This window comes from Marinobacter lutaoensis, from assembly GCF_001981305.1.
GTDB lineage: Bacteria > Pseudomonadota > Gammaproteobacteria > Pseudomonadales > Oleiphilaceae > Marinobacter > Marinobacter lutaoensis.
This window is the reverse complement of the sequence record NZ_MSCW01000007.1, coordinates 108,360-130,215: the sequence shown is the minus strand read 5'-3', so window position 1 is coordinate 130,215 and position 21,856 is coordinate 108,360. Positions and strand designations below refer to the sequence as shown.

The following is a 21,856-nucleotide window of genomic DNA, read 5'->3' as shown; positions in this document are numbered from 1 at the left end:
GGATATAATGCGAGCCGTTGAAACCTGGAAGAGAACTGCGAATGCCAATCGAAAAGAACCCGGTGGTCCGGTTTCGTGTGCGATTGATGCCCGTCCGATGAACGCGCCCTTCAAGCTCCGTCCCTACCAGCAGGAAGCCGTCGAGGCCACGCTGCGGCATTTTCGCCAATCTGACGAATCCGCCGTCATCGTGCTGCCCACGGGGGCGGGTAAGAGTCTGGTCATTGCCGAGCTGGCCCGCTTGGCCCGGCGCCGGATTCTGGTGCTGACGCACGTCAAGGAGCTGGTGGAGCAGAACCACGCCAAGTACCAGAGTTACGGGCTGACCGGCGGCATCTTCTCCGCCGGCCTGAACCGCAAGGAGAGCCGGCATCCGGTCACCTTCGCCAGCGTGCAGTCGGTTGCGGCGAATCTGGATCAGTTCCGGGACGAGTATTCGTTGGTCATCGTTGATGAGTGTCACCGGGTCAGCGGTGAGGAAGACAGTCAGTATCAGCGAATCATTGAGCGGCTTCGGCAGCAGAACCCGGCCCTGAAGGTGTTGGGCCTCACCGCCACCCCCTACCGCCTCGGTATGGGCTGGATCTACCGTTACCACTACCGGGGCTTTGTCCGAGGCGATGAGGACACGCCTTTTCAGCACTGCATTTACGAACTGCCGCTGAGCTACATGATCAGCCGGGGCTATCTTACCCGGCCTGAGCGGGTGGACGCGGCGGTGGCGCACTACGATTTCTCCGCGCTGGCCCGGGACCGGTTTGGCGAGTACGCCGAGAAGGACGTCAACGCGCTGCTGAGCAAACACCGGCGGGTGACCCGGGCGATCATCGAGCAGGTGATGGAGCTGGCCACCCAGCGCCAGGGGGTGATGATTTTCGCGGCCACGGTGGATCATGCGCGGGAGATCACCGGGTATCTGCCGGCACCGGAAACCGCGCTGGTGACCGGCGCGACCGATCAGAAGGCGCGGGCGTCGATGATCCGGCGGTTCAAGCAGCGGCAACTGAAGTATCTGGTCAATGTGTCGGTGCTGACCACCGGCTTTGATGCGCCTCACGTGGATCTGATCGCCATTCTGCGGCCGACCCAGTCGGTCAGCCTGTATCAGCAGATGGTGGGGCGCGGCCTGCGCCTGAGCGAGGGCAAGCGAGACTGCCTGGTGATCGATTACGCGGGCAATCGTATGAATCTGCACCACCCGGAGGTGGGGGAGCCGAAACCCGACCCCGACAGCGAGCCGGTGCAGGTGTTCTGCCCGGACTGTGGCTTTGCCAATATTTTTTGGGGCAAGACCGACAGCGACGGCCGTGTGATCGAGCATTACGGCCGCCGTTGCCAGGGCCTGCTGGCGCCGGCGGAAGGGGAGGATGCCGCCGGGCACAACGGCCGCCCGCAACAGTGCGACTACCGTTTCCGGTTCAAAGAGTGCCCGCACTGCGGTGGCGAGAACGACATCGCGGCTCGCACCTGCGGGCACTGTCAGCAGGCCATCATCGATCCGGACGACCAGCTCAGGGAGGCCCTGCAACTCAAGGACGCGATGGTGATCCGCTGCGCGGGCCTCTCGCTGAGCGGGGAGGGCAGCACGCTGAAACTCACCTATCACGGCGAAGACGGGGAGGAGTTGCGGGAAACGTTCGATTTCAGCAAACCTGGCCAGCGTGCTGTGTTCAACAAGCTGTTTGGCCGCCGCTTTGCCGGGGGCCAGGCGCCGAAAACCTTTACTGGGGTGGCGCAGGTGCTGGCGGCGCAAGCCTTGTTGCCGGCGCCGGATTTTGTCATCGCCCGTAAGCACAACAAACGTTATTGGCAGGTGCAGGCACGGGTGTTTGATTATCAGGGGCCGTACCGGAAGGCGCATGCGTTGTAGCTTGGGAATTGCCCAGGCTTTGGGTAACATGGCCATCGGCAGCCAATGACGGCGCCCGATAAAAATCTGAACAATTCTTCAGGGACAGAAGGAGCCAAGGAATGAGCAAAAATGTTGTGTTGTTGGGGGATATGGGAACCGGCCACCACGGGTTTCCGCCCACACCGGTGATCGCCGGTTCCCCCGATGTCCTGATCGACGGCAAACCCGTCGCCCGCGTCGGCGATCCCCTCGCTCCCCACTCCAAGCCCAAACACCCGCCCCACCCACGAGCCATCGCGGCAGGTTCCGCCACGGTGCTGATCAATGGCATCCCGGCCGCCGTAACCGGCAGCGCCATTTCCTGCGGGGGCGTCACCATCGGCAGTGGCAGCGTGGTGATTGGTGATACCCACGCACCGGCAGCGTTTTCCGGAGCCGCAGCGGTGCCGGCTGGCCCACAAGTGGCCCCGCTTCATACCGAGCAAACTAGCCAGGCTTCACCAGAGTCATCTGGTGTAAATGTGTCCGAGAGCGCGGACCAGAGCGTGGCGGCACCGGAATCTTCGGCGTCCGGTATATCTGGGCTTCGTCCGGGCATTGAACAGGAACAAGGCACGACGGAGCCCGGCTATCATGTCGTCCAGGCGCCCACGAGCAAGATGGCATTGCTCGCGGCCCTGTATGGCGACGCATCCGCAAAGCCGGCGAATTTCGACCGGCTGAATCCGGGACTCGGTGATCAGGTTTTGCCTGGCGAGATGGTGGTACTGGGCGATCCAGAGGGATTGGCTTGCACCCAGATAGAGGCGGATTTGATGGCGCTGGCGGCTCAGGTCAACGCCCAAGTAAGGACGCTTGATCAGCAAGATGCGCAATTTATCGTCAAATACTATGACTTGCTCGAAGCTGTAACAGCCACAGGCTCCGCCGGCCTCGGTGCCGGTGCGGTGATGGTTTCCCGGCAGATCGAGAGTATCGAAAGAACCCTGAAAGACATTGAGCGGCTTCATCAGGACAGCTACCGGAAGCATGGCCACCTCAACCACCCGGAATTTTTCGAGAAACGGCGGGCGCTGTTCAAAAATCTGGATTTTTCCCTGGGCAGGCTGGCTCGAAAGGGCATGTCGCTGGACGACGACGCAAAGCTGAAACGAGCTCTTGGATTGTCTTCCAAGAGCGTTGTCCACCACTGGAAAACCGCCGGGGTGGGCGACATACCGGGGTACGCCACGCATTATGAGCGGTTGGCAAAAGGCGCCCGGTACGCCCGAAACGTTGGCTACCTCGGGATTACGCTGGATGCGACCCTATCTGCCATGAACATTCATGAGGCCTGTACGATGGGGGATGACAAAGCGTGCCAAGTGGTAGCTTATCGGGAGGGTGGAAGGTTAACGGGCTCTGTTTTTGGCGGAGTCGTTGGGGCGGGCGCTTATTCCGGGTGTGTCGCTTTGGGAATTACCTCCGCTGGCACTGGTGGAGTTGCTTGTGTCGTTCTCGTCGGTGGGATCGGTGCAGCGGCTGGGAGCTATGTTGGTGGAGTGGGTGGTGAGGGCCTAGCTGAGAAAATCCGGGAGGTTATCCATGAGTGAAAAGCAATTGGAGACTTTGATTGCGATCATCGGTGCCGCCTCCATGGTTGCTGGTCTTATTTTGGTGTTTTTAATGATCACCTTGTTTTTTGGGAAAATCGAGGAAATTGAGCGGCGAGTCGCGACGCCGGGCAAAGAGCTGGATTTTCGACGCAGGATCTGGGGGAACGGGCCTATTGGCCGCTGGTTGAGAATCCTGGACGTATACGCTTTTCTGGTCTTTCGGCACCTTCCGCGCATCGGCCCCCGGATAGAATCCGAATGGGGAGACGAACTTGAGCCCTTGCCTCGTTCGCTCAAGCTATGGGGAATCGTGCCTTACACCGCAACTTTGGTGCTGGGATTTCTATTTTTCTTTTCGGGCTGGTACCTCGGGGCGCTCGATTAGTCCTTCACCCGAAAAGCGGCAGTTCAGGAAGGTCTGAATAACCGCTAATTTTGATGGAAATGCGTTAATGTCAAATCTGGTGTATGGGCATCAAGCCGCGTTTCTGCCTGACGGCCTGACGGCGTGACTGGGGCTGGTCGGGCACAAATGGCACGCTCCGGTTAAAATGCGCCTTCCTTCAATACACTCACTGGAACAGGAGCCGAACGATGGCAGATACATCTCTCAAAGAGCGGCTGAGCAACGCCGTCAAAGACGCCATGCGAAACAAGGACCGCGACCGGCTGGGCACCCTGCGCATGGCCCAGGCGGCGGTCAAGCAGATTGAGGTGGACGAGCGCCGGGAGCTGGGTGACGACGATGTGCTGAAGGTGCTCGACAAAATGATCAAGCAGCGCCGTGACGCGGCTCATCAGTACGACGACGCCGGCCGCAGCGAACTGGCCGACAAGGAGCGGGCGGAGATGGCGATTCTGGAAGAATTCATGCCCGCCGCGCTCAGCGACGACGAGCTGGACGCCCTGATCCGCGATGCGATCAGCAGCACCGGCGCCCAGGGCATGCAGGACATGGGGCGGGTAATGGCCGCGCTGAAGCCTCAGGTGGTGGGCCGCGTCGATATGGGGCAGCTGAGCCAGAAGGTCAAGGCCGCGCTGGCCGGCTGATCGGTGGCGGGGGGCCGACGCTCAATCCGGCCACCGCCAGGGCGGTGCATCCAGCAGGCCCTGGCCGGGGATGACGGTTTCCCCGAGTTCTTTGTTCAGCGCAACCGAATGGCAGCCCTGTGCCTGTTCCAGGGTCGCCACCAGCCTGGGTGCGTGGGAGACCACCCAGACTTGGGTTTCCCGGGAGGCGCGGATAATCAGCCGCCCCAGCGCCGGCAGCAGGTCGGGGTGCAGGCTGGTTTCGGGCTCGTTCAGCACCAGCAGGGAGGGCGGCCTGGGGGTGAGCAGGGCCGCCACCAGCAGCAGGTAGCGCAGCGTTCCGTCGGAGAGTTCCGCCTGGCTTAGCGGGCGCAGCAGGCCTTCCTGTAGGAACTGCAGGCGGAGCCGGTTACCGGTGTCCGCCTCGAACCGGATCGTCGCGCCGGGAAAGGCGTCGGCGATGGTGTGGTGCAGGGCGTCCCGGTCACCGATTTCATGGATGGTGCGCAGGGCGGCGACGAGGCTGTGGCCGTCGTGGTCCAGCACCGGCGTGCGGGTGCCGATCTGTGGGGTTCGTATGGCGGAGTGCGGGTCGGTCCGGAACTGGTCGTAAAAGCGCCAGTCGCGGATCATCTGGCGCACGGCGTGTACTTCCGGCACGGCCACCGGGTCGCTGATTTCGCTCAGGATGCTGTCGTGGCTGTTCAGGTGGGCGTTGTAGACTTGCCACGAACGTCCGGCCCGCACTTTCACCACCGGGCCCACGCGGTCGATCAGGCAGGTGCTGGGCCGGCAGACGGCTCCGGCCCAGATGCATTCCCGCTTGATTTCCGGGTCGAACTGGAACATCGACGGCTCCTGGTAGCCGGCAAAGCCCTGGGGCGAGGGCATGCCCAATGCGATCGCGTAGCCGAATGTCTCGCCCGCGAAACCCAGTTGTAACCGGGTGTTCTCTTTTCTGGCGCCGCCCTGAACCGGCGCCGAGCCGTCCCTCATGCCCCGGGTGAAGGTCTCGGGGCCAGCCCAGAAGGTGTGATCCAGCCCGCCCTCCCGGGCGATGGACGCGATCAGGTTGCCACTGGCCGTTTCCGCCAGCAGCCGCAGGGCCTTGTAGAGGTTGGATTTGCCGCAGCCGTTGGGTCCGGTCACCACGTTGAGGCCGGCCAGGGGCACGATGATGTTCTTCAGGCTTCGGTAGTTGGATACGGCAAGGGCCTGGATCATGGCGAAGGCGTTGTCCTGTTATCGAAGGGCTTGGTTGCGGTACGCCGACGGCGTGAGCCCGAACCGGGCCTTGAAGGCCCGGCTGAATTGGCTGGGGTCATTGAAACCGCAGGCCAGGGCGATGGCGGTGATTTTGTGCCGGGGCTGGCGCAGCAGGTCCCGGGCACGGATCAGGCGCCGTTCCTGCACATACTGGTAGGGGGCGCAGCCAAAGGTGGCGCGGAACAGGCGGGCGAAGTGGTAGGGGCTCAGGTTGACCCAGCCGGCCATGTCGGCGAGGGCCAAGGGCTGGGCCAGTTCCGCCTCGATCCGTTCCTGCAACTGCTGGCGGTAGCGGTGTGACAGCTGTCCAGTCACCTCGGGCGGCGCCTGCTGGACGCTGGCGTGCCGGCTGACGATCTGCAGCAGCAGCCACTGGGCCAGGTGATCCATGGCCATCGGCTGGCCGGGGGCCTGCCAGTCGCTGAGGGCGAGCAGCTGCCCGGCCTGGGCCAGGACCGGGTCCCTGCCGTGGTAGACCTCGTGGAGACGGATGCGGTCCGGCCCCCGGTCCCAGGTCTGCTCGGCGCAGCGGGCAATGTCCAGGTCATTGAAGTAAAAGTGGAAAAAGTCGAACTGGCCGCCGATGCGCCAGGTTGACTGGCTGCCGGCCGGAAACAGGCAGATGGCACCGGGAAAGCCGGTGCTCACCGGCTGGCCGTTCACCACCCGGTGTGCCTTGTCGCCGGCGTTGATGTAGATGCTCAGGGCATGGTGCCGGGGGCGTTCGTAGCGGATCTCACCCTGCCGGTTCTGCCACTGGGCCAGTGCCCGCCCGTTCTCCAGCTCCATCAGTTTTTGCGGCGCCACGCCGGCGGCCCGCAGCGCATCGACGATCTCGCGGCGTTGGTGCCGGTCGTCCGGCGCGGGCTCTGGGCTGTGCGTGGGTCTGCGGTGCATTGGGGGCCTCCGCAAGAATCATCCACCGTTGCGCAGGATCTGACAAGTGCCGCGATGCCGGGTGTCGTACCCTGGCGGTTGTTGCCACAGACCCTACCGGACCGCTGCCATGCCCATTGCCGTGCATTATGGATTGACTGTTCTCATCTGGGGGCTGACCTGGACCGCCATCCGGCTGCAGGTGGCGTCGGCGGCGGTGGATCTCTCGGTGTTCTACCGTTTTGTGATGGCCTCGGCGGTGGCGCTGGGCGCTCTGGCCCTGCTTGGCCGCCTGCCCCGGCTGACCCTGCGCCAGCACGGCTGGCTGGTGCTGCAGGGGCTGACCCTGTACAGCGTGAATTTCCTGCTGATTTACCGGGCGGCGGAGTCGATGACCAGCGGTTTGCTGGCGGTGGTGTTTTCCCTGGCGGCGTTGTTCAACGCCCTGAACGGCTGGTTGTGGCTGCGGATAAAGCCGAACGCGCGGCTGTACCCGGCCGTGACCCTGGGCGTCTCCGGCGTGGCCCTGTTGTTCTGGCACGACCTGCAGCTGGGCAACGCCACCGGTGCCAGCATCCTGTTCGCGGCCGCCGGCACCTTCTGGTTTTCCCTGGGCAACCTGGTCAGCATCCGGGTGCGGCTGGCCCGGGTACCGCTGATGGTCGCCAACGCCTGGGCCATGGTCTACGGTGCGCTGATTCTCGGCGTCTGGTGTCTGGTGCAGGGCGTGGCCTGGGTGCTGCCCACCGACGCGACCTTCTGGGGCGCCACCGTGTTCCTGGCGATTCCGGGTTCGATCGTGGGCTTTTACTGCTACATCACCGTGATTCAGACCCTGGGGGCGGACAAAGCCGGTTACGCCACGGTGCTGTTCCCGGTGGTGGCGCTGACGGTGTCGACCTGGCTGGAGGGGTTCGAGTGGACACTGACCGCCGTGCTCGGGGCACTGCTGGCGTTGCTGGGCAACTACGTGCTGTTCCGCCGGTGAGCGCCCCCGGGGCTGGCGTGAGCGTCGCGTCTTCACTATGGTAGGGCGGTGCCGCGCCTGAATGGGCGCCGGGGCAGGGGAGGGGGTCTGGTGATGGGGTGGGAATGCGCATGAGTGAGATGCAACAGGACAGTCGCAACATTGTGCTCATCGGCATGCCGGGCAGTGGCAAAAGCACCGTGGGCGTGCTGCTGGCCAAACAGACCGGATTGTCGTTTGTGGACACGGACGTGCTGATTCAGGCCCGCACCGGGCGCACCCTGCAGGAGATTGTCGACCAGGACGGATACCTGGCTCTGCGGACCATCGAGGAACAGGTCCTGCTGGACCTGGCGGTCACCCGGCATGTGATCAGCACCGGCGGCAGCGCGGTGTACAGCGAGGCCGGCATGGCGCACCTGCGGGCGAGCGCGGATGTGGTGTTTCTGGACATACCCCTGGCCCTGGTCCGCCAGCGCATCGGGGACTACGGCAGCCGGGGCATCGCCCGGCGTCCGGATCAGAGCCTGGACGACCTGTTCGAGGAGCGCCAGTCGCTGTACCTGAAGCACGCCGATATCGTGATCCGGGGCGAGGGGCTCGCTCAGGACGCGCTGTGCCTCGCCGTGGCCAGCGCTGTCCGGGCCCACCGCCGGCGCTGACCGTCCGCCCTCGGCTGTCGGGCGTCCGGATCGCGAAACCGCTCAGTGCCGGGGGTTGCGGTTTTCCGCGGACGCGTCCTTCTCGGAGGCGTTGTCATCCGAGGTGAGGTAGAAGTCCTTGTCCTCGTAGGTCTTCACCTCCGGGTCCTCAAGGGCGTTCCGGCGGCGCCCCCGGTAAAGCCAGACGGCCACGATCACGCCAATAACAATCACCACGATCCACTTCATGTCGGTTTCTCCTCAGCTGGAATGCCCATGTTCCAAGCATAGGCCAGCTGTGTCCACCGTACCGGCTTGCCTTCTCGGCTCACCCTCTTACACTGACAGGAACAAATGGATCATCCGTCTTCCGGTGCGAGGCAGCGGAACGATACCCATGCGCCAACAATGAAGAGGACTGGCTGTGTCTGTGATTTCACGCATTCGTCACGCGGTGGTATTCGCCGTAATGCTGGCTGCCGGGCCGGCGCTGGCTGGCGACCCGGTGGTGGTGTCGTCGAAGATCGATACGGAAGGCGCGGTGCTGGGGCAGATGATTCTGCAGGCCCTGGACCGGGCCGGGATTCCGGTGGAGAACCGTTTGCAGCTGGGCGGCACCAGCATCGTGCGCCAGGCCATCCAGGCCGGTGAGATCGACCTCTACCCGGAGTACACCGGCAACGCCGCCTTTTTCCACGGCCAGGCCGACCGGGATATCTGGAAAGACGCCGCCCGGGCTTACCAGCAGGCCGCCCGGTTGGACCGGGAAGCCCACAACCTCATCTGGCTGGCGCCCGCGAAAGCCAACAACACCTGGGCCATGAGCGTGCGCGGGGACCTGGCGCGGGCCCACAACCTGAACACCCTCGAAGACCTGGCCCGCTACATCAACGACGGCGGCGACTTTACGTTTGCCGCCAGTGCCGAGTTCGTCGAGTCCGCCAGCGCCTTGCCCGCGTTTCAGGAGGCCTATGGCTTCAGGCTGCGGGCCGACCAGCTGCTGGTGCTGTCCGGCGGCAACACCGCCGCGACGCTCCGGGCCGCGGCCCTGAACGACAACGGGGTGAACGGTGCGATGACCTACGGAACCGACGGCGGCCTGAATGCCCTGGACCTGAAAGTGATGGAGGACACCCTGTGTGTGCAGCCGGTCTACCAGCCCGCGCCGGTGGTCCGGGCAGACGTGCTGGCGGCCTACCCGGAGATCCGCGACGTGCTGGACCCCATCTTCGAATCCCTGGACCTGGAAACCCTACAGCGCCTGAACGGCCAGGTGGCGGTCAACGGCGTGCCGGCGGACCGGGTGGCCCGGGACTATCTGGAATCCCTGACACGGAACTGAGGCTTGCCGGTTACTCGCTCCCTGCCCGATCCGAGGGCGCCGAACCGGGTCGTCCCGGTGCTGGCCGGGCTCGCCCTGGTGCTGGTGTGGTCGCTGGATTTCGGCCGCATCCAGCCCAATCGGATTGTTCCGGGTACTGGCCATGGTCTGGTGTCCGCGCTGGGCTGGGGCGGCGCCGCCCTGATCAGCCTGGCGCTGGGGGGTTCCCTGCTCCTGTCCATCCTGCCGGTGCGCCGGCGCTATCCGTGCCTGTTGGTTCTGATCACCGTGCTGCTGGCGGCCTTGCCCCAGCTGCTGGTGGTTTTCGCGGCCCGGCAGCTGCCGGAGGGCGCGCCCTATGCCCGCACCGTCATCGGCGCCGGGTTCTGGTGCCTGCTGTTCCTGCTGTCCCTGATGGTGGTCGAAGTGCTTGGGCGGCTCCGGGCCCGGTATGGGGTGCCGCTCCTGCTGCTTGCGTTGATCGCGGCCAGCTGGCTGGTGCTGCTGCGCGGCGATGGCCTGGACAGCCTGTCCCTGCTGCGGGAGTACCAGGCGCAGCCGGGTAAGTTCGAGCAGGCGCTCTGGACGCACCTGGCCCTGGCGTTCGGCGCCGTCGCGATCAGCGCCGTGCTGGCGTTCGCCCTGGCGCTCCGGATGATCCGGAGCCCCGGCTGGCAGAGGCCCATTCTCGGCGCCGTGAGTTTTCTCCAGACCATTCCCAGCCTGGCCGTGTTCGGCCTGCTGATCGCGCCGCTCGGGGCCCTGGCGTCGGCCTTTCCGGTGCTGCAGGCGCTGGGGGTGCGGGGCATCGGCTGGGCGCCGGCGTTGCTGGCGCTGGTGGCTTACAGCCTGTTGCCGATGGTGCGTAACACCTTTGTCGCGCTTACCGACATCCCGGAGCATCTGACGGACGCCGCCCGGGGGATGGGCATGACCGAGCGTCAGGTGTTTTTCCAGCTCAAACTGCCGTTGGCGATGCCGGTGATCATTGAAGGGCTGCGCATCACCACCATCCAGGCCATTGGCCTGACGGCGGTCGCCGCCCTGATCGGTGCCGGCGGCTTTGGTGACTTTATCTTCCAGGGGCTGGGGCAGGCGGCGATGGATCTGGTGCTGCTGGGGGCGTTGCCGACCATTGCCCTGGCGTTGCTGGCCGATGCCCTGTTGACGATGCTGGCGGCCAGTCTCAGACCAACGCCGGCCCGGGCCTGAGAAGGCCGGGCTCGGGATGCAAGGAAACCCGCGCGGATGATCGAACTGAAAAACGTCACCCGTCGTTTTGGCGACACCGTCGCCGTGGACGGCATCGACCTGGCCATCGAGACCGGCGAAGTCTGCGTGCTGGTGGGCAGCTCCGGTTGCGGCAAGTCCACCACGCTGCGGATGATCAACCGGCTGCTGCCACACAGCAGCGGCGAGATCCGGGTGGACGGCAAGGACATCACCACCCTGAACCCGGAGCGGCTGCGCCTGAACATGGGCTACGTCATTCAGGGCACCGGGCTGTTTCCCCACTGGACCGTGGCCCGCAACATCGCGTTGGTGCCCCGGTTGCTGAAGTGGCCGCAGGCGCGGGTCGACGCCCGGGTGCGGGAACTGATGACCCTGCTGGATCTCGACCCCGACACCTACGCCAACAAATACCCGGCGCAGTTGTCCGGTGGCCAGGCGCAGCGCGTCGGCGTGGCCCGGGCGCTGGCGGCGGACCCCAACATTTTGCTGATGGACGAGCCGTTTGGCGCGCTGGACGCGATCACCCGGGAGAACCTCCAGCTGGAGATGCTGAGGATCCAGCGCCAGGTTCGCAAAACCACGGTGTTTGTGACCCACGACATCGACGAGGCCCTGAAGCTGGCGACCCGGATCGCGGTGATGGACCAGGGCCGGATCGTCCAGCATGACACCCCGGAAAACATCCTGCGCCATCCCGCCTCCGAGTTTGTGGAGAATCTGGTGGGCAAGCAGGATCGCGGCCTGAAACTGATGAGCCTGCGGCCGGTACGGGAGCTGATGACGGCCCATGCCCGGCCCCGGCCCGCGACGCCCGGTGCCGATGCCCTTGGCGAGGACGACAGCCTGCGGGAGGCGCTGTCCGTGATGCTGTGCCGGAACCTGACGCAGTTGCCGGTGTGCAACGGGCGCGGCGAGGAAACCGGCGTCATCGCCCGTGAACGCATCATTCGGGACGGTGTCTGATGCGGAACTGGCTGCCGGTGCTGCTGCTGATTGCGCTGTTGTGTGGGCTGTGTGCCGCCATGCCGGTGTTGGAGCCGCTGTTTCGCGGGTTGCAGCCGGACAAGGCGCGGGTGATCTACCAGCGGGAGAGCTTGTTCTTCCTGCTGGGGCACCATCTGATGCTGGTGGCGGTGTCCGCAGCGGTCGCTACCCTGGTGGCGGTGGCCGCCGGCATTTTCGCCACCCGCCCGTCGGGTCGCGATTTCCTGCCCCTGGTCAGCCAGGTGGCCTCCATTGGCCAGACCTTTCCGCCGGTGGCCGTACTGGCGCTGGCGGTGCCGGTCCTCGGCTTTGGTGAGGCCCCGATCCTGTTCGCGCTGATGCTGTATGGCCTGTTGCCGATCCTGCGTAACACCCTGGCGGGCCTGGAAGGGCTCGATCCCACGGTACGGGAGGCGGCGCTGGGCATGGGCATGTCGCCGTGGCAGGTGCTGTGCCAAGTGGAGCTGCCCCTGGCCGGCCGGGTCATCCTTGCCGGCATCCGGACCTCGGTCACGATCAACATCGCGACGGCCGCCATCGGGTCCACCATCGGTGCCCGCACCTTGGGCGATCCGGTCATCGCCGGCCTGGTGAACGGCAACACCGCCTATGTGTTGCAGGGGGCGATACTGATCGGCCTGCTGGCGCTGGCCGCCGACAGCCTGTTCGAGGCGCTGGAGCGGGCCTGGGGTGCCGGGGTTGCTATCGCCAATAAGTAGTAAAAAATAATAAAAATGGCGCGAGAACGTTGGATTCTTAGGGCAACGATGGTATCAATATTGTTAAAATAACTACCATTCGTGATCTGTCGGTGCCCGCCGGCGGCCCTGGAGTCCGATCGAGTAAGCCCCCATGAGCGATAACCACCCAACCCGTTGTGATCTGATGTTGTTCGGTGCCCTGGGCGATTTGGCCCAGCGTAAGCTGTTTCCCGCTTTGTATCAGCTGGAACGTGCGAATCTGTTGGCGCCAGGGAGCCGCATCCTCGCGGTGGCGCGCCCAGCGCAGGAGCCGGATGCTGTTCGCCGACAGCTGCAGGAGTCCCTGCGCCGGCACGTCGGGCCGGCCGAGTTCGACGCCGCCGTGGCGGACGCGTTCCTGGCGCGCGTGGCCTACCAGAGCCTCGATTTCCGGGATGCGGAGGGGTACGCCTCGCTGCGGGAATGGCGTGGCGATGAGAGCCATCCGCTGATTGTGTACATGGCCACGCCGCCGTCGATGTATGGCGTCATCGGGCGCCACCTGAAACAGGCCGGCTGTTGCGATCCGCACACCCGGGTGGTGGTGGAGAAACCCATCGGGCACGACCTGGCATCGTCCCGGGCGATCAACGACGCGCTCGGCGAGGTGTTTGACGAAAGCCAGCTGTTCCGGATCGACCATTACCTGGGCAAGGAGACGGTGCAGAACCTGATCGCCCTGCGCTTTGCCAACAACCTGTTTGCCTCCCAGTGGAATCAGGACCATATTTCCCATGTGGAGATCACGGTGGCCGAGAGCGTCGGCATCGAGGGGCGCTGGGGCTATTTCGACCAGGCCGGCCAGATCCGGGACATGGTGCAGAACCATCTGCTGCAGCTGCTGTGCCTGATCGCCATGGATCCGCCGGCGGACCTGTCGGCGGACAGCCTGCGCGACGAGAAGGTCAAGGTGCTCAAGGCGCTCAAGCCGATCACGCCGGACCGGATGGAAAGCCACGTAGTGCGTGGCCAGTACACCGCCGGCACCATACAGGGCCGGCCCGTGCCCGGGTATCTGGAAGAGGAGGGCGCCAACCGGGGCAGTGGCACCGAGACCTTCGTGGCGCTGAAGGTGGAAATCGACAACTGGCGCTGGTCCGGGGTGCCCTTTTACATCCGTACCGGCAAGCGCCTGCCGGAGAAGCTGTCCCAGATCATCATCCACTTCAAGCCGGCGCCCCATTACATCTTCGACCCCGACCAGCGACATCTGGCCAACAACAAGCTGGTCATCCGGTTGCAGCCGGACGAGGGCATGTCCCTCAAGATTCTGGTGAAGGAGCAGGGGCTGGACAAGGGCATGCGCCTGCGCCCGCGCCCACTGGAGCTGACCTTTTCCGAGACCTTCGAGGCGGAGCGCATCCCGGATGCCTACGAGCGGCTGTTGTGGGAGGTCATGAAAGGCAATCAGTACCTGTTCGTGCGCCGGGACGAGGTGGAGTACGCCTGGCGCTGGATCGATCAGGTGATTCGGCATTGGCGGGATGCCGGCGAGCCGCCCAAGCGCTACCCGGCGGGCAGCTGGGGGCCGGTGGCGTCGATTGCCCTGATCACCCGGGACGGCCGGAGCTGGTACGAGGATGCCTGAACCGGTCCGTTCCTTCGAATCCCCCTTCGCGGCCGGTGGTGGCCGCGTCCATCCACGGAGAGTTGAGTTATGTCCTACCTTCCCGAGCAGCACCGTGCCCAGATCCAGGCCATTCTGGCTGCATCACCCCTGGTGCCCGTGATCACCATCCAGGATCCCGCGCAGGCGTTGCCCCTGTGTGAGGCGTTGGTGGCGGGCGGCATCCGGGTGCTGGAAATCACCCTGCGCACCGAGCATGGTCTGAAGGCCATTGAGCAGGTGCGTCAGAACCTGCCGGACGCCTGGGTCGGCGCCGGCACCGTGTGCACGCCGGCGCAGTACCGGGATGTGGTCTCGGCCGGGGCCCAGTTCGTCATCTCGCCGGGCGTGACCGAGGCCCTGCTGGAGCTGGGGGCGCAGGCACCGGTGCCGCTGCTGCCGGGGGTGGCCACGGTGTCGGAGCTGATGATGGGGTACGCCCTGGGGTATCGGGAGTTCAAGTTCTTTCCCGCCGAGGTGGCCGGGGGCACCGCCGCGCTGAAGGCCATGGCCGGTCCCTTCCCGGATGTTGCCTTCTGCCCGACCGGCGGCATCGGCCCGGCGAACGCCGGTGACTACCTGGCCCTGGCCAATGTGCGGGCTGTGGGTGGTTCCTGGCTGACCCCCGCCGATGCGGTGGCGGCGGGTGACTGGCAGAAGATCCGCGAGCTGGCGCGTTCCAGCCTGGTTGCCCTGGCCCGGTAGCGGCGCAAAAAGGCCGGCGGCTGAGTGCCGCCGGCAAGGTCGGAGGGAGAGGGAATCGGAGCCGGTTAGCGGCCGGCCTGGATCAGAGCGAGCGCGTTGTCGAGCATGCGGTTGGAAAAGCCCCACTCGTTGTCGTACCAGGCCATGACCTTGACCTGCCGGCCGAGCACTCGGGTGTGGTTGGCGTCGAACACGCTGGACAGCGGGTTGTGGTTGAAGTCGACGCTGACCAGCTTTTCGGTGTTGTAACCCAGGACCGGGCTGTGTTCGGCTGCCTGGCGAACGATGTCGTTGATTTCCTCGGCGCGGGTTGCCCGGCCGGCCACGAAACTGAAATCCACCAGTGACACGTTGATGGTCGGAACCCGTACCGCGAGCCCGTCCAGGCGTCCCGCCAGCTCCGGAATCACCAGGCCGATGGCCGCCGCGGCGCCGGTTTTGGTGGGGATCATGGATTGGGTGGCGGCGCGGGCGCGGTACAGATCGCTGTGGTACACGTCGCTCAGGTTCTGGTCGTTGGTGTAGGCGTGGATGGTGGTCATCAGCCCGCTCTCGATGCCCACCGTCTGGTGCAGTGCCTGGGCCACCGGAGCCAGGCAGTTGGTGGTGCAAGAGGCGTTGGAAATGATGGTGTGTTCGGGCCCGAGGATGTGGTGGTTGACGCCGAACACCACGGTGGCGTCGGCATCGGGTGAGGGGGCGGAGATGATCACCTTGCCGGCGCCGGCGGCGAGGTGGGCGGCGGCCTGTTCACGCCGGGTGAAGTGCCCGGTGCACTCGAACACCAGGTCGACGCCGTAGTCCCGCCAGGGCAGTTGAGCCGGGTCCCGGAACGCGGTGATGGCGATGCGGTCGCCCTCGATGGTCAGAGATTCCGCGTCGTGGCTGACGCTGCCGCCGAAGCGCCCGTGCACGCTGTCGTACCTGAAGAGGTGAGCGTTGGTTGCGGCGTCGCCGAGATCGTTGATGGCAACCACCTGCAGCTGCTGTCGGTAGCCATTTTCATAGAGGGCGCGGAGGATGTTGCGGCCGATGCGGCCAAACCCGTTGATGGCAATGCGAACGGTCATGGGTTGACTCCTGTGTCGGTTGGCTTGTTGTTTGAGTTCTGGAGTGATGTAGTAAATATAATAACAAAACTTCAGAAATGAATGAGACAAAGGTTCATATGGAAAAATAATTAGGTAAAATTACGTCACAACTACAAGGCCACCTCCTCTGGCGCCGTCCACGAACCATCAGACAGAGGCATTTCTCATGCATCCCACCGTACAGAAGGTCACCCAGCGCATCGTCGAACGCAGTCGGGCCAGCCGCCAGGCATACTTGGAGCGCATGGCGCGCCTGAAAGAAACCTCGCCACAGCGAAGCCGCCTGTCCTGCGGAAACCTGGCCCACGGCTTCGCCGCCTGCAGCCAGGGCGACAAGGACACTCTCCGGTTCATGCACCGGGCGAACGTGGCGATCGTGTCCGCCTACAACGACATGTTGTCCGCGCATCAGCCCTACGAGCGGTTTCCGGATGTGATCCGGCAGGCGGCCCACGGCATGGGCTCGGTGGCGCAGTTTGCCGGCGGCACGCCTGCCATGTGCGACGGCGTCACCCAGGGGCAGCCGGGCATGGAGCTGAGTCTGTTTTCCCGGGAGACCATCGCCATGAGCACCGCAGTGGCGCTGAGCCACAACATGTTTGATGCCGCGTTGCTGCTGGGCATTTGCGACAAGATCGTGCCGGGGCTGCTGATCGGGGGCCTGAGCTTCGGTTTTCTGCCGATGGTGCTGGTACCGGCGGGGCCGATGCCGTCCGGATTGCCGAACAAAGAAAAGCAGCGCATTCGCCAGTTGTACGCCGAAGGCAAGATCGGCCGGGATGAGCTGCTGGAGGCGGAAAGCCGTTCCTACCACAGCCCGGGCACCTGCACCTTTTACGGCACCGCCAACAGCAACCAGCTGCTGGTGGAAGTGATGGGGCTACACCTGCCCGGCGCGGCCTTCGTGCCGCCCGGCACGCCGTTGCGGGAGGCCCTGACCCGCGCCGCCACGGAACAGGTGATCCGGCTCTCGAAGCCCCACGGCGGCACGCTCGGGCTGGCGGACATGGTGAACGAGAAAACCCTCGTCAACGCCCTGGTGGCGCTGCTGGCGACCGGCGGGTCCACCAACCACACCCTGCACTGGGTGGCCATTGCCCGGGCCGCCGGCGTGATCCTCAACTGGGACGATTTCGCCGAGCTGTCGGCGGTGGTGCCCTCCCTGACCCGCATCTACCCCAACGGTGACAAGGACGTGAATGCATTCCATGAAGCCGGTGGCACCGCCTTCCTGATTCGTCAGTTGCTGGATGGCGGCTATCTGCACAACGATGTCGAGACCGTGGCCGGACCGGGGCTCGAGCGCTACACCCAGGTGCCGGCGCTGGAGGGGGATGCCCTGGTGTGGACCCCGGTCGTGGCCCAAAGCCGGGACCCGGAGGTGCTGAGGGGGCTGGACCAGCCGTTCGCGCCGGACGGCGGCCTGAAGGTACTTTCGGGCAACCTGGGGCGAGGGGTCATCAAAGTCTCGGCGGTGGCTCCGGCGCACCGGCGGGTGCGGGCGCCGGCGGTGGTGTTCAACGATCAGGACGAGCTGAAGGCGGCGTTCGAGGCGGGGGAGCTGAACCGCGACTGCGTCGTGGTGGTCCGGTTCCAGGGGCCGAAGGCCAATGGCATGCCGGAACTGCACAAGCTGACGCCCTATCTCGGGGTGTTGCAGGACCGGGGGTTCCAGGTGGGGCTGGTTACCGATGGCCGCATGTCGGGAGCGTCTGGCAAGGTGCCGGCCGCCATCCATGTGTACCCAGAGGCGCTCGAGGGCGGCCCGCTGGCGAAGATCCGCAGCGGCGACTGGATCACCCTGGACGCCGAGCAGGGGCGGCTTGCTGTTGAGCTGGACGAGGAGACGCTGGCGCGCCGCGAGCCTGAAAAAGTGGACCTGAGCCGGTATCATCACGGCTTCGGTCGGGAACTGTTCGGCTGGCTCCGCCGGGCGGTGGGTTCTCCCGAGGAGGGGGCCAGTGTTTTCTGGAATCACGACGCATGACCACGGAATCATACTCACTGGTGGGGGATATCGGCGGCACCAACGCCCGGTTTGCCCTGGTCCGGCAGGGGCAGGTGCGGCCGGAAGCGATCCGGGTGTTGCCTTGCGGTGACTACGACAACCTGGATCAGGCGGTGGCCGAGTATCTGGCCGGGGCCGGGGTGGCGTCGGTGGAACAGGTGTGCCTGGCGGTGGCCTCGCCGGTGCGCGGCACCGAAGTGCGGATGACCAACAATCACTGGCGCTTCGACATTGAGGCGGTTCGCCGTCAGTTCGGCTGGTCGGTGTTCAAGGTGATCAACGATTTCGCCGCCATGGCCCTGGGGGTGCTGCACGTGGCCGAGGACCAGCGGGTGCACGTGTGTGGTGGCCCCGGGGATCCAACCCGGCCGCGACTGGTGATGGGGCCGGGCACGGGGCTCGGGGTGTCGGGGCTGGTGCCCACCCGCAGCGGCTGGGTGCCGCTGATGACCGAGGGCGGACATGTGGATTTCGCGCCCACGGACGAACGGGAAATGGCGGTGTTGCGCATCCTCCGGAATCGCTTCGGCCGGGTGTCGGTGGAGCGGATCCTGTGCGGGCAGGGGCTGCTGAACCTGTATCAGGCCCTGGCGGAAATCCAGGGGGTGTCGGCGCCGCTGGACGCGCCGGAGAAAATCACGGCGGCGGCGGTGGCAAACCGCGATCGCCTGGCGCGGGAGGCCCTGGGCCATTTCTGCGAGATCCTGGGCCGCACCGCGGGCAACGGCGTGCTCACTCTGGGCAGTCTGGGGGGGGTCTACCTGTGTGGCGGCATCCTGCCCCGGTTTCTGGACTTCTTCCTGGAGAGCCGGTTCCGCAACGGTTTCGAGGACAAGGGCCGGATGCGGCCGTTGCTGGAGTTTACCCCGGTGTACCTGATCACCGACCCGTACACCGGGCTGCTTGGCGCCGCCGAGGCGCTCAACAACGTCGAGGTCTGACCCCGGGTCCCGGTACTGGCGGCCGGCCCGGCGCGGGCGCCCTCAGTGGGGCGCGATGCGCTGCTCGGTTTCGGGGTCGAAGAACACCACTTTTTTCATGTCGAACATGAGTTCGGCGCTTTCCCCCCAGGTCACCGGATGTTCCGGGTCGATCCGGCAATGGACGGGGGTGTCGTTGAGGTGGATCAGGGCGATCACGTCCGGGCCGGTGGGTTCGGTGACTTCGATGGTGAAGGCTCCGGTGGCCACCAAGCGCGAGTCCTGTTTCTGTGCCTGGGGCTGGGTGATGTGCTCCGGGCGGATGCCGAGAATCACCCGCTGGCCGACCCGGTCGGCCAGGTAGTCGGGCAGTGGCAGCGTCAGGCTGCGGCCGTCCTCGCCCCGTACTTCCGCCTCCGGCCCCCGCTCGCCCCGGGCCACCGTCACCGGCACAAAACTCATCGCCGGCGAGCCCATAAAACCGGCCACGAACAGATTTGCCGGCGTATCGTACACCTCTTTCGGCGTGCCCAGCTGCTGCAGCTCGCCGTCTTTGAGCACGGCGATCCGGTCCGCCAGAGTCATGGCCTCGATCTGGTCGTGGGTGACGTAGACGATGGTGGTGCCCAAGCGCTGGTGCAGTTTCTTGATTTCGGTCCGCATCTCTACCCGCAGTTTGGCGTCCAGGTTGGACAGCGGCTCGTCGAACAGATAAATACGCGGCCGGCGGGCCAGGGCCCGGCCCATGGCCACCCGCTGCTGCTGGCCACCGGACAGCTGCGAGGGTTTCTTGTCCAGCAGGTGGGAGATCTGCAGCAGGTCGGCGACCCGGGCCACCTCCCGGTCGATATCGGCTTTCGGCAGGCCGCGGATTTTCAGGCCGAAGGCGATGTTCTCGCGCACGGTCATGGTGGGGTACAGGGCATAGGACTGGAACACCATGGCGATGTCCCGGTCTTTCGGCTCCATGGTGGAGATGTCTTGGCCGTCCAGCACGATGGCGCCGTCGGTGATGGACTCCAGCCCCGCGATGGTGTTCAGCAGGGTGGACTTGCCGCACCCGGACGGCCCCACCAGGATCAGGAATTCGCCGGAGGCGATGTCGATGTCGATGCCCTTGAGGGTTTCCTCGGCAATCCCCGGATAGGTTTTGCGGATGCCCCGCAGCTCCAGTTGAGACATGGCTGTGATCCTCTTTGGTCAACCTTTGATGGAGCCGGCGGTGAGGCCCCGGATGAAGTACTTGCCCGCGACGATGTAGACCACCAGGGTGGGCAGGGCCGCGATCATCGCCGCGGCCATGTCCACGTTGTATTCCTTCACCCCGGTGCTGGTGTTCACCAGGTTGTTCAGGGCCACGGTGATGGGCTGGCTGTCGCCGCTGGCAAACACCACGCCGAACAGGAAGTCATTCCAGATCTGGGTGAATTGCCAGATCAGCGAAACCATGAAGATCGGCGTGGACATCGGCAGCAGGATGCGGAAGAAAATGGTGAAGAAGCCGGCGCCGTCCAGCCGCGCCGCTTTGACCAGCGCGTCCGGAATCGCCACGTAGTAGTTGCGGAAGAACAGGGTGGTGAAGGCCACGCCGTAGACCACGTGCACCAGCACCAGGCCGGACGTGGTGTTGGCCAGGCCCAGTTTGCCGAGGGTCGCTGCCATCGGCAGCAGGACCACCTGGAAGGGCACGAAACAGCCGAACAGCAGCATGCCGAAGAACAGGTCCGAGCCCCGGAATTTCCACTTCGACAGTACATAGCCGTTGAACGCGCCCAGCAGGGTGGAGATCAGCACCGCCGGCACCGTCATCTTGAAGGAGTTCCAGAAATACCCCCGGATGCCGTCGCACTGGACGCCGGTGCAGGCCTCGGACCAGGCCTTGCTCCAGCCGAGGGTGGTCCACTCGCTGGGCAGGGCCATCAGGTTGCCGGTGCGGATGTCCATGGGGGTCTTGAAGCTGGTGATCAGCATGATGAACAGCGGAATCAGGTACACCAGCGCGGCCAGGATCAGCACCGCGTGAATGGCGATCCGGCTGGGCCGGAGGCCGCTGTGGCTTCGCTCAGTCATGGCGTTTTCCCCTCAGTTCCGAATACAGGTAGGGCACCAGCAGGGCGAGGATTGCCCCGAGCATCAGCATGGCGCTGGCCGAACCCAGGCCCATTTGGCCCCGCGTGAAGCTGTGGGTGTACATGAACACCGCCGGCAGGTCGGTGGAGTAGCCCGGGCCGCCGGCGGTCATCGCCATGACCAGGTCGAAGCTTTTGATGGCGATGTGGGCCAGCACCATCACCGCGCTGAAGAACACCGGCCGCAGGCTGGGCAGGATGATGCTCCAGTAGATCCGCGGCAGGCTGGCGCCGTCCACCCGGGCTGCCCGGATGATGGCGGAGTCGACGCCGCGCAGGCCGGCCAGGAACAGGGCCATCACAAAGCCGGAGGCCTGCCACACGGCGGCGATGACGATGGTGTAGATGGCCATGTCCGAGTTCACCAGCCAGTCGAAGCTGAACGACGACCAGCCCCAGTCGTGCATCAGTTTTTCCAGCCCCAGGCTGGGATTGAGAATCCACTTCCAGACCGTGCCGGTGACGATCATCGACAGGGCCATGGGGTAGAGGTAGATGGTGCGCAGAGCGCCTTCCTGGCGGATTTTCTGGTCCAGGAAGATTGCCAGGACAACGCCGATCACCAGGCAGCACAGAATGAACAGACCGCCAAAGATGCCCAAATTGACCGAGGCGGTGAGCCAGCGGTCGTTGTCCATCAGCTTGGCGTACTGGTCAAAGCCGACGAAGTCGTACACCGGCAGGAAGCTGGAGCTGGTGAACGACAGCACGCCGGTCCAGATCATAAAGGCGTAGATGCCAATGCCGACCAGCACGAAAGTGGGTGCCACCACCAGCTTCGGCAGCCAGCGTTGCAGGCCGTCGAGCAGGCGGGTGGGTGCCTTGGCCACCCGTGCCGGGGTGTGCTGAATGTGTTCCATGAAGAGCCTCCCGAAGGGACGGGGGCCGCCCGG

21 protein-coding genes are annotated in these 21,856 nt (G+C 65.0%); 14 read left to right on the top strand and 7 right to left on the bottom strand.

Translation table 11 applies throughout. The features are described from left to right. Positions 1-97: 97 nt before the first annotated feature. From radD to BTO32_RS10155, 4 genes are all read left to right on the top strand, one after another. Positions 98-1,870 (top strand): DNA repair helicase RadD, encoded by a 1,773-nt coding sequence (radD, locus tag BTO32_RS10170; protein ID WP_076724534.1) that lies wholly within the window; start codon positions 98-100, stop codon positions 1,868-1,870. A gap of 101 nt (positions 1,871-1,971) precedes the next feature. Beyond that, positions 1,972-3,444: a type VI secretion system PAAR protein gene (locus BTO32_RS10165; RefSeq protein ID WP_076724533.1), complete on the top strand. Its 1,473-nt coding sequence runs from the start codon at positions 1,972-1,974 to the stop codon at positions 3,442-3,444. Then, on the top strand, positions 3,437-3,832 hold the full coding sequence (locus BTO32_RS10160) for a hypothetical protein (RefSeq protein WP_076724532.1): 396 nt from the start codon (positions 3,437-3,439) through the stop codon (positions 3,830-3,832). The genes BTO32_RS10165 and BTO32_RS10160 overlap by 8 nt, the downstream gene beginning before the upstream one ends. Positions 3,833-4,041: 209 nt before the next feature. After that, positions 4,042-4,497, top strand: a complete 456-nt coding sequence (locus BTO32_RS10155) for a GatB/YqeY domain-containing protein (RefSeq protein ID WP_076724531.1) — start codon at positions 4,042-4,044, stop codon at positions 4,495-4,497. 21 nt (positions 4,498-4,518) lie between these two features. Here the strand turns inward: BTO32_RS10155 and BTO32_RS10150 are convergent, their stop codons facing one another. Together BTO32_RS10150 and BTO32_RS10145 are read right to left on the bottom strand one after the other, a co-directional pair. Beyond that, positions 4,519-5,700, bottom strand: a complete 1,182-nt coding sequence (locus tag BTO32_RS10150; RefSeq protein ID WP_076724530.1) for an AAA family ATPase — start codon at positions 5,698-5,700, stop codon at positions 4,519-4,521. A gap of 18 nt (positions 5,701-5,718) precedes the next feature. Further along, positions 5,719-6,639, bottom strand: coding sequence for a helix-turn-helix domain-containing protein (locus BTO32_RS10145; RefSeq protein WP_076724529.1), 921 nt, complete (start codon positions 6,637-6,639; stop codon positions 5,719-5,721). A 109-nt stretch (positions 6,640-6,748) separates the two neighbouring features. Here BTO32_RS10145 and BTO32_RS10140 point away from each other — a divergent pair, with 109 nt between their 5' ends. Together BTO32_RS10140 and BTO32_RS10135 are read left to right on the top strand one after the other, a co-directional pair. Beyond that, a complete protein-coding gene (locus BTO32_RS10140) occupies positions 6,749-7,606 on the top strand; it encodes a DMT family transporter (RefSeq protein ID WP_076724528.1) in 858 nt (285 codons plus the stop codon). A gap of 119 nt (positions 7,607-7,725) precedes the next feature. Further along, on the top strand, positions 7,726-8,247 hold the full coding sequence (locus tag BTO32_RS10135; protein WP_076724527.1) for a shikimate kinase: 522 nt from the start codon (positions 7,726-7,728) through the stop codon (positions 8,245-8,247). A 42-nt stretch (positions 8,248-8,289) separates the two neighbouring features. Here BTO32_RS10135 and BTO32_RS10130 read toward each other — a convergent pair whose 3' ends face one another. Next, the gene (locus tag BTO32_RS10130; RefSeq protein WP_076724526.1) at positions 8,290-8,475 is read right to left on the bottom strand and encodes a hypothetical protein; all 186 of its coding nucleotides are present in this window, start codon (positions 8,473-8,475) and stop codon (positions 8,290-8,292) included. A 220-nt stretch (positions 8,476-8,695) separates the two neighbouring features. On the opposite strand from BTO32_RS10130, the gene osmF reads away from it, so the two are divergent. The 6 genes from osmF (at position 8,696) to BTO32_RS10100 (ending at position 14,815) form a co-directional block, all read left to right on the top strand. After that, positions 8,696-9,568 (top strand): glycine betaine ABC transporter substrate-binding protein OsmF, encoded by an 873-nt coding sequence (gene osmF / locus BTO32_RS10125; RefSeq protein WP_076724525.1) that lies wholly within the window; start codon positions 8,696-8,698, stop codon positions 9,566-9,568. Between the two features lie 3 nt (positions 9,569-9,571). Then, positions 9,572-10,759 (top strand): ABC transporter permease, encoded by a 1,188-nt coding sequence (locus tag BTO32_RS10120; protein WP_076724524.1) that lies wholly within the window; start codon positions 9,572-9,574, stop codon positions 10,757-10,759. A gap of 36 nt (positions 10,760-10,795) precedes the next feature. Continuing rightward, positions 10,796-11,743, top strand: coding sequence for an ABC transporter ATP-binding protein (locus tag BTO32_RS10115; protein ID WP_076724523.1), 948 nt, complete (start codon positions 10,796-10,798; stop codon positions 11,741-11,743). Continuing rightward, entirely contained in the window at positions 11,743-12,483 is a 741-nt protein-coding gene (locus tag BTO32_RS10110) for an ABC transporter permease (RefSeq protein ID WP_076724522.1), read from the top strand. Before BTO32_RS10115 ends, BTO32_RS10110 begins: the two co-directional genes overlap by 1 nt. Positions 12,484-12,616: 133 nt before the next feature. After that, positions 12,617-14,092 carry a glucose-6-phosphate dehydrogenase gene (gene zwf, locus BTO32_RS10105; RefSeq protein WP_076724521.1) on the top strand — a complete coding sequence of 492 codons (1,476 nt, stop codon included), beginning with the start codon at positions 12,617-12,619 and terminating at the stop codon, positions 14,090-14,092. A gap of 69 nt (positions 14,093-14,161) precedes the next feature. After that, complete coding sequence (locus BTO32_RS10100) at positions 14,162-14,815, top strand: bifunctional 4-hydroxy-2-oxoglutarate aldolase/2-dehydro-3-deoxy-phosphogluconate aldolase (RefSeq protein ID WP_076724520.1); 654 nt, start codon at positions 14,162-14,164, stop codon at positions 14,813-14,815. A gap of 65 nt (positions 14,816-14,880) precedes the next feature. Here BTO32_RS10100 and gap read toward each other — a convergent pair whose 3' ends face one another. Next, positions 14,881-15,885, bottom strand: a complete 1,005-nt coding sequence (gene gap, locus BTO32_RS10095; protein ID WP_076724519.1) for a type I glyceraldehyde-3-phosphate dehydrogenase — start codon at positions 15,883-15,885, stop codon at positions 14,881-14,883. 187 nt (positions 15,886-16,072) lie between these two features. Here gap and edd point away from each other — a divergent pair, with 187 nt between their 5' ends. Beyond that, the gene (gene edd, locus BTO32_RS10090; RefSeq protein ID WP_076724518.1) at positions 16,073-17,893 is read left to right on the top strand and encodes a phosphogluconate dehydratase; all 1,821 of its coding nucleotides are present in this window, start codon (positions 16,073-16,075) and stop codon (positions 17,891-17,893) included. Then, a complete protein-coding gene (locus tag BTO32_RS10085) occupies positions 17,890-18,855 on the top strand; it encodes a glucokinase (protein WP_076724517.1) in 966 nt (321 codons plus the stop codon). The genes edd and BTO32_RS10085 overlap by 4 nt, the downstream gene beginning before the upstream one ends. 42 nt (positions 18,856-18,897) lie before the next feature. On the opposite strand, the gene BTO32_RS10080 is transcribed toward BTO32_RS10085, so the two are convergent. Genes BTO32_RS10080 through BTO32_RS10070 form a run of 3 tightly spaced genes read right to left on the bottom strand, consistent with a single transcriptional unit; the run spans position 18,898 to position 21,823 of the window. After that, entirely contained in the window at positions 18,898-20,016 is a 1,119-nt protein-coding gene (locus BTO32_RS10080; protein WP_076724516.1) for an ABC transporter ATP-binding protein, read from the bottom strand. Between the two features lie 18 nt (positions 20,017-20,034). Next, positions 20,035-20,904, bottom strand: a complete 870-nt coding sequence (locus tag BTO32_RS10075; protein ID WP_076724515.1) for a carbohydrate ABC transporter permease — start codon at positions 20,902-20,904, stop codon at positions 20,035-20,037. After that, positions 20,897-21,823 (bottom strand): carbohydrate ABC transporter permease, encoded by a 927-nt coding sequence (locus BTO32_RS10070; protein ID WP_076724514.1) that lies wholly within the window; start codon positions 21,821-21,823, stop codon positions 20,897-20,899. Before BTO32_RS10070 ends, BTO32_RS10075 begins: the two co-directional genes overlap by 8 nt. Between the last annotated feature and the right edge of the window lie 33 nt (positions 21,824-21,856).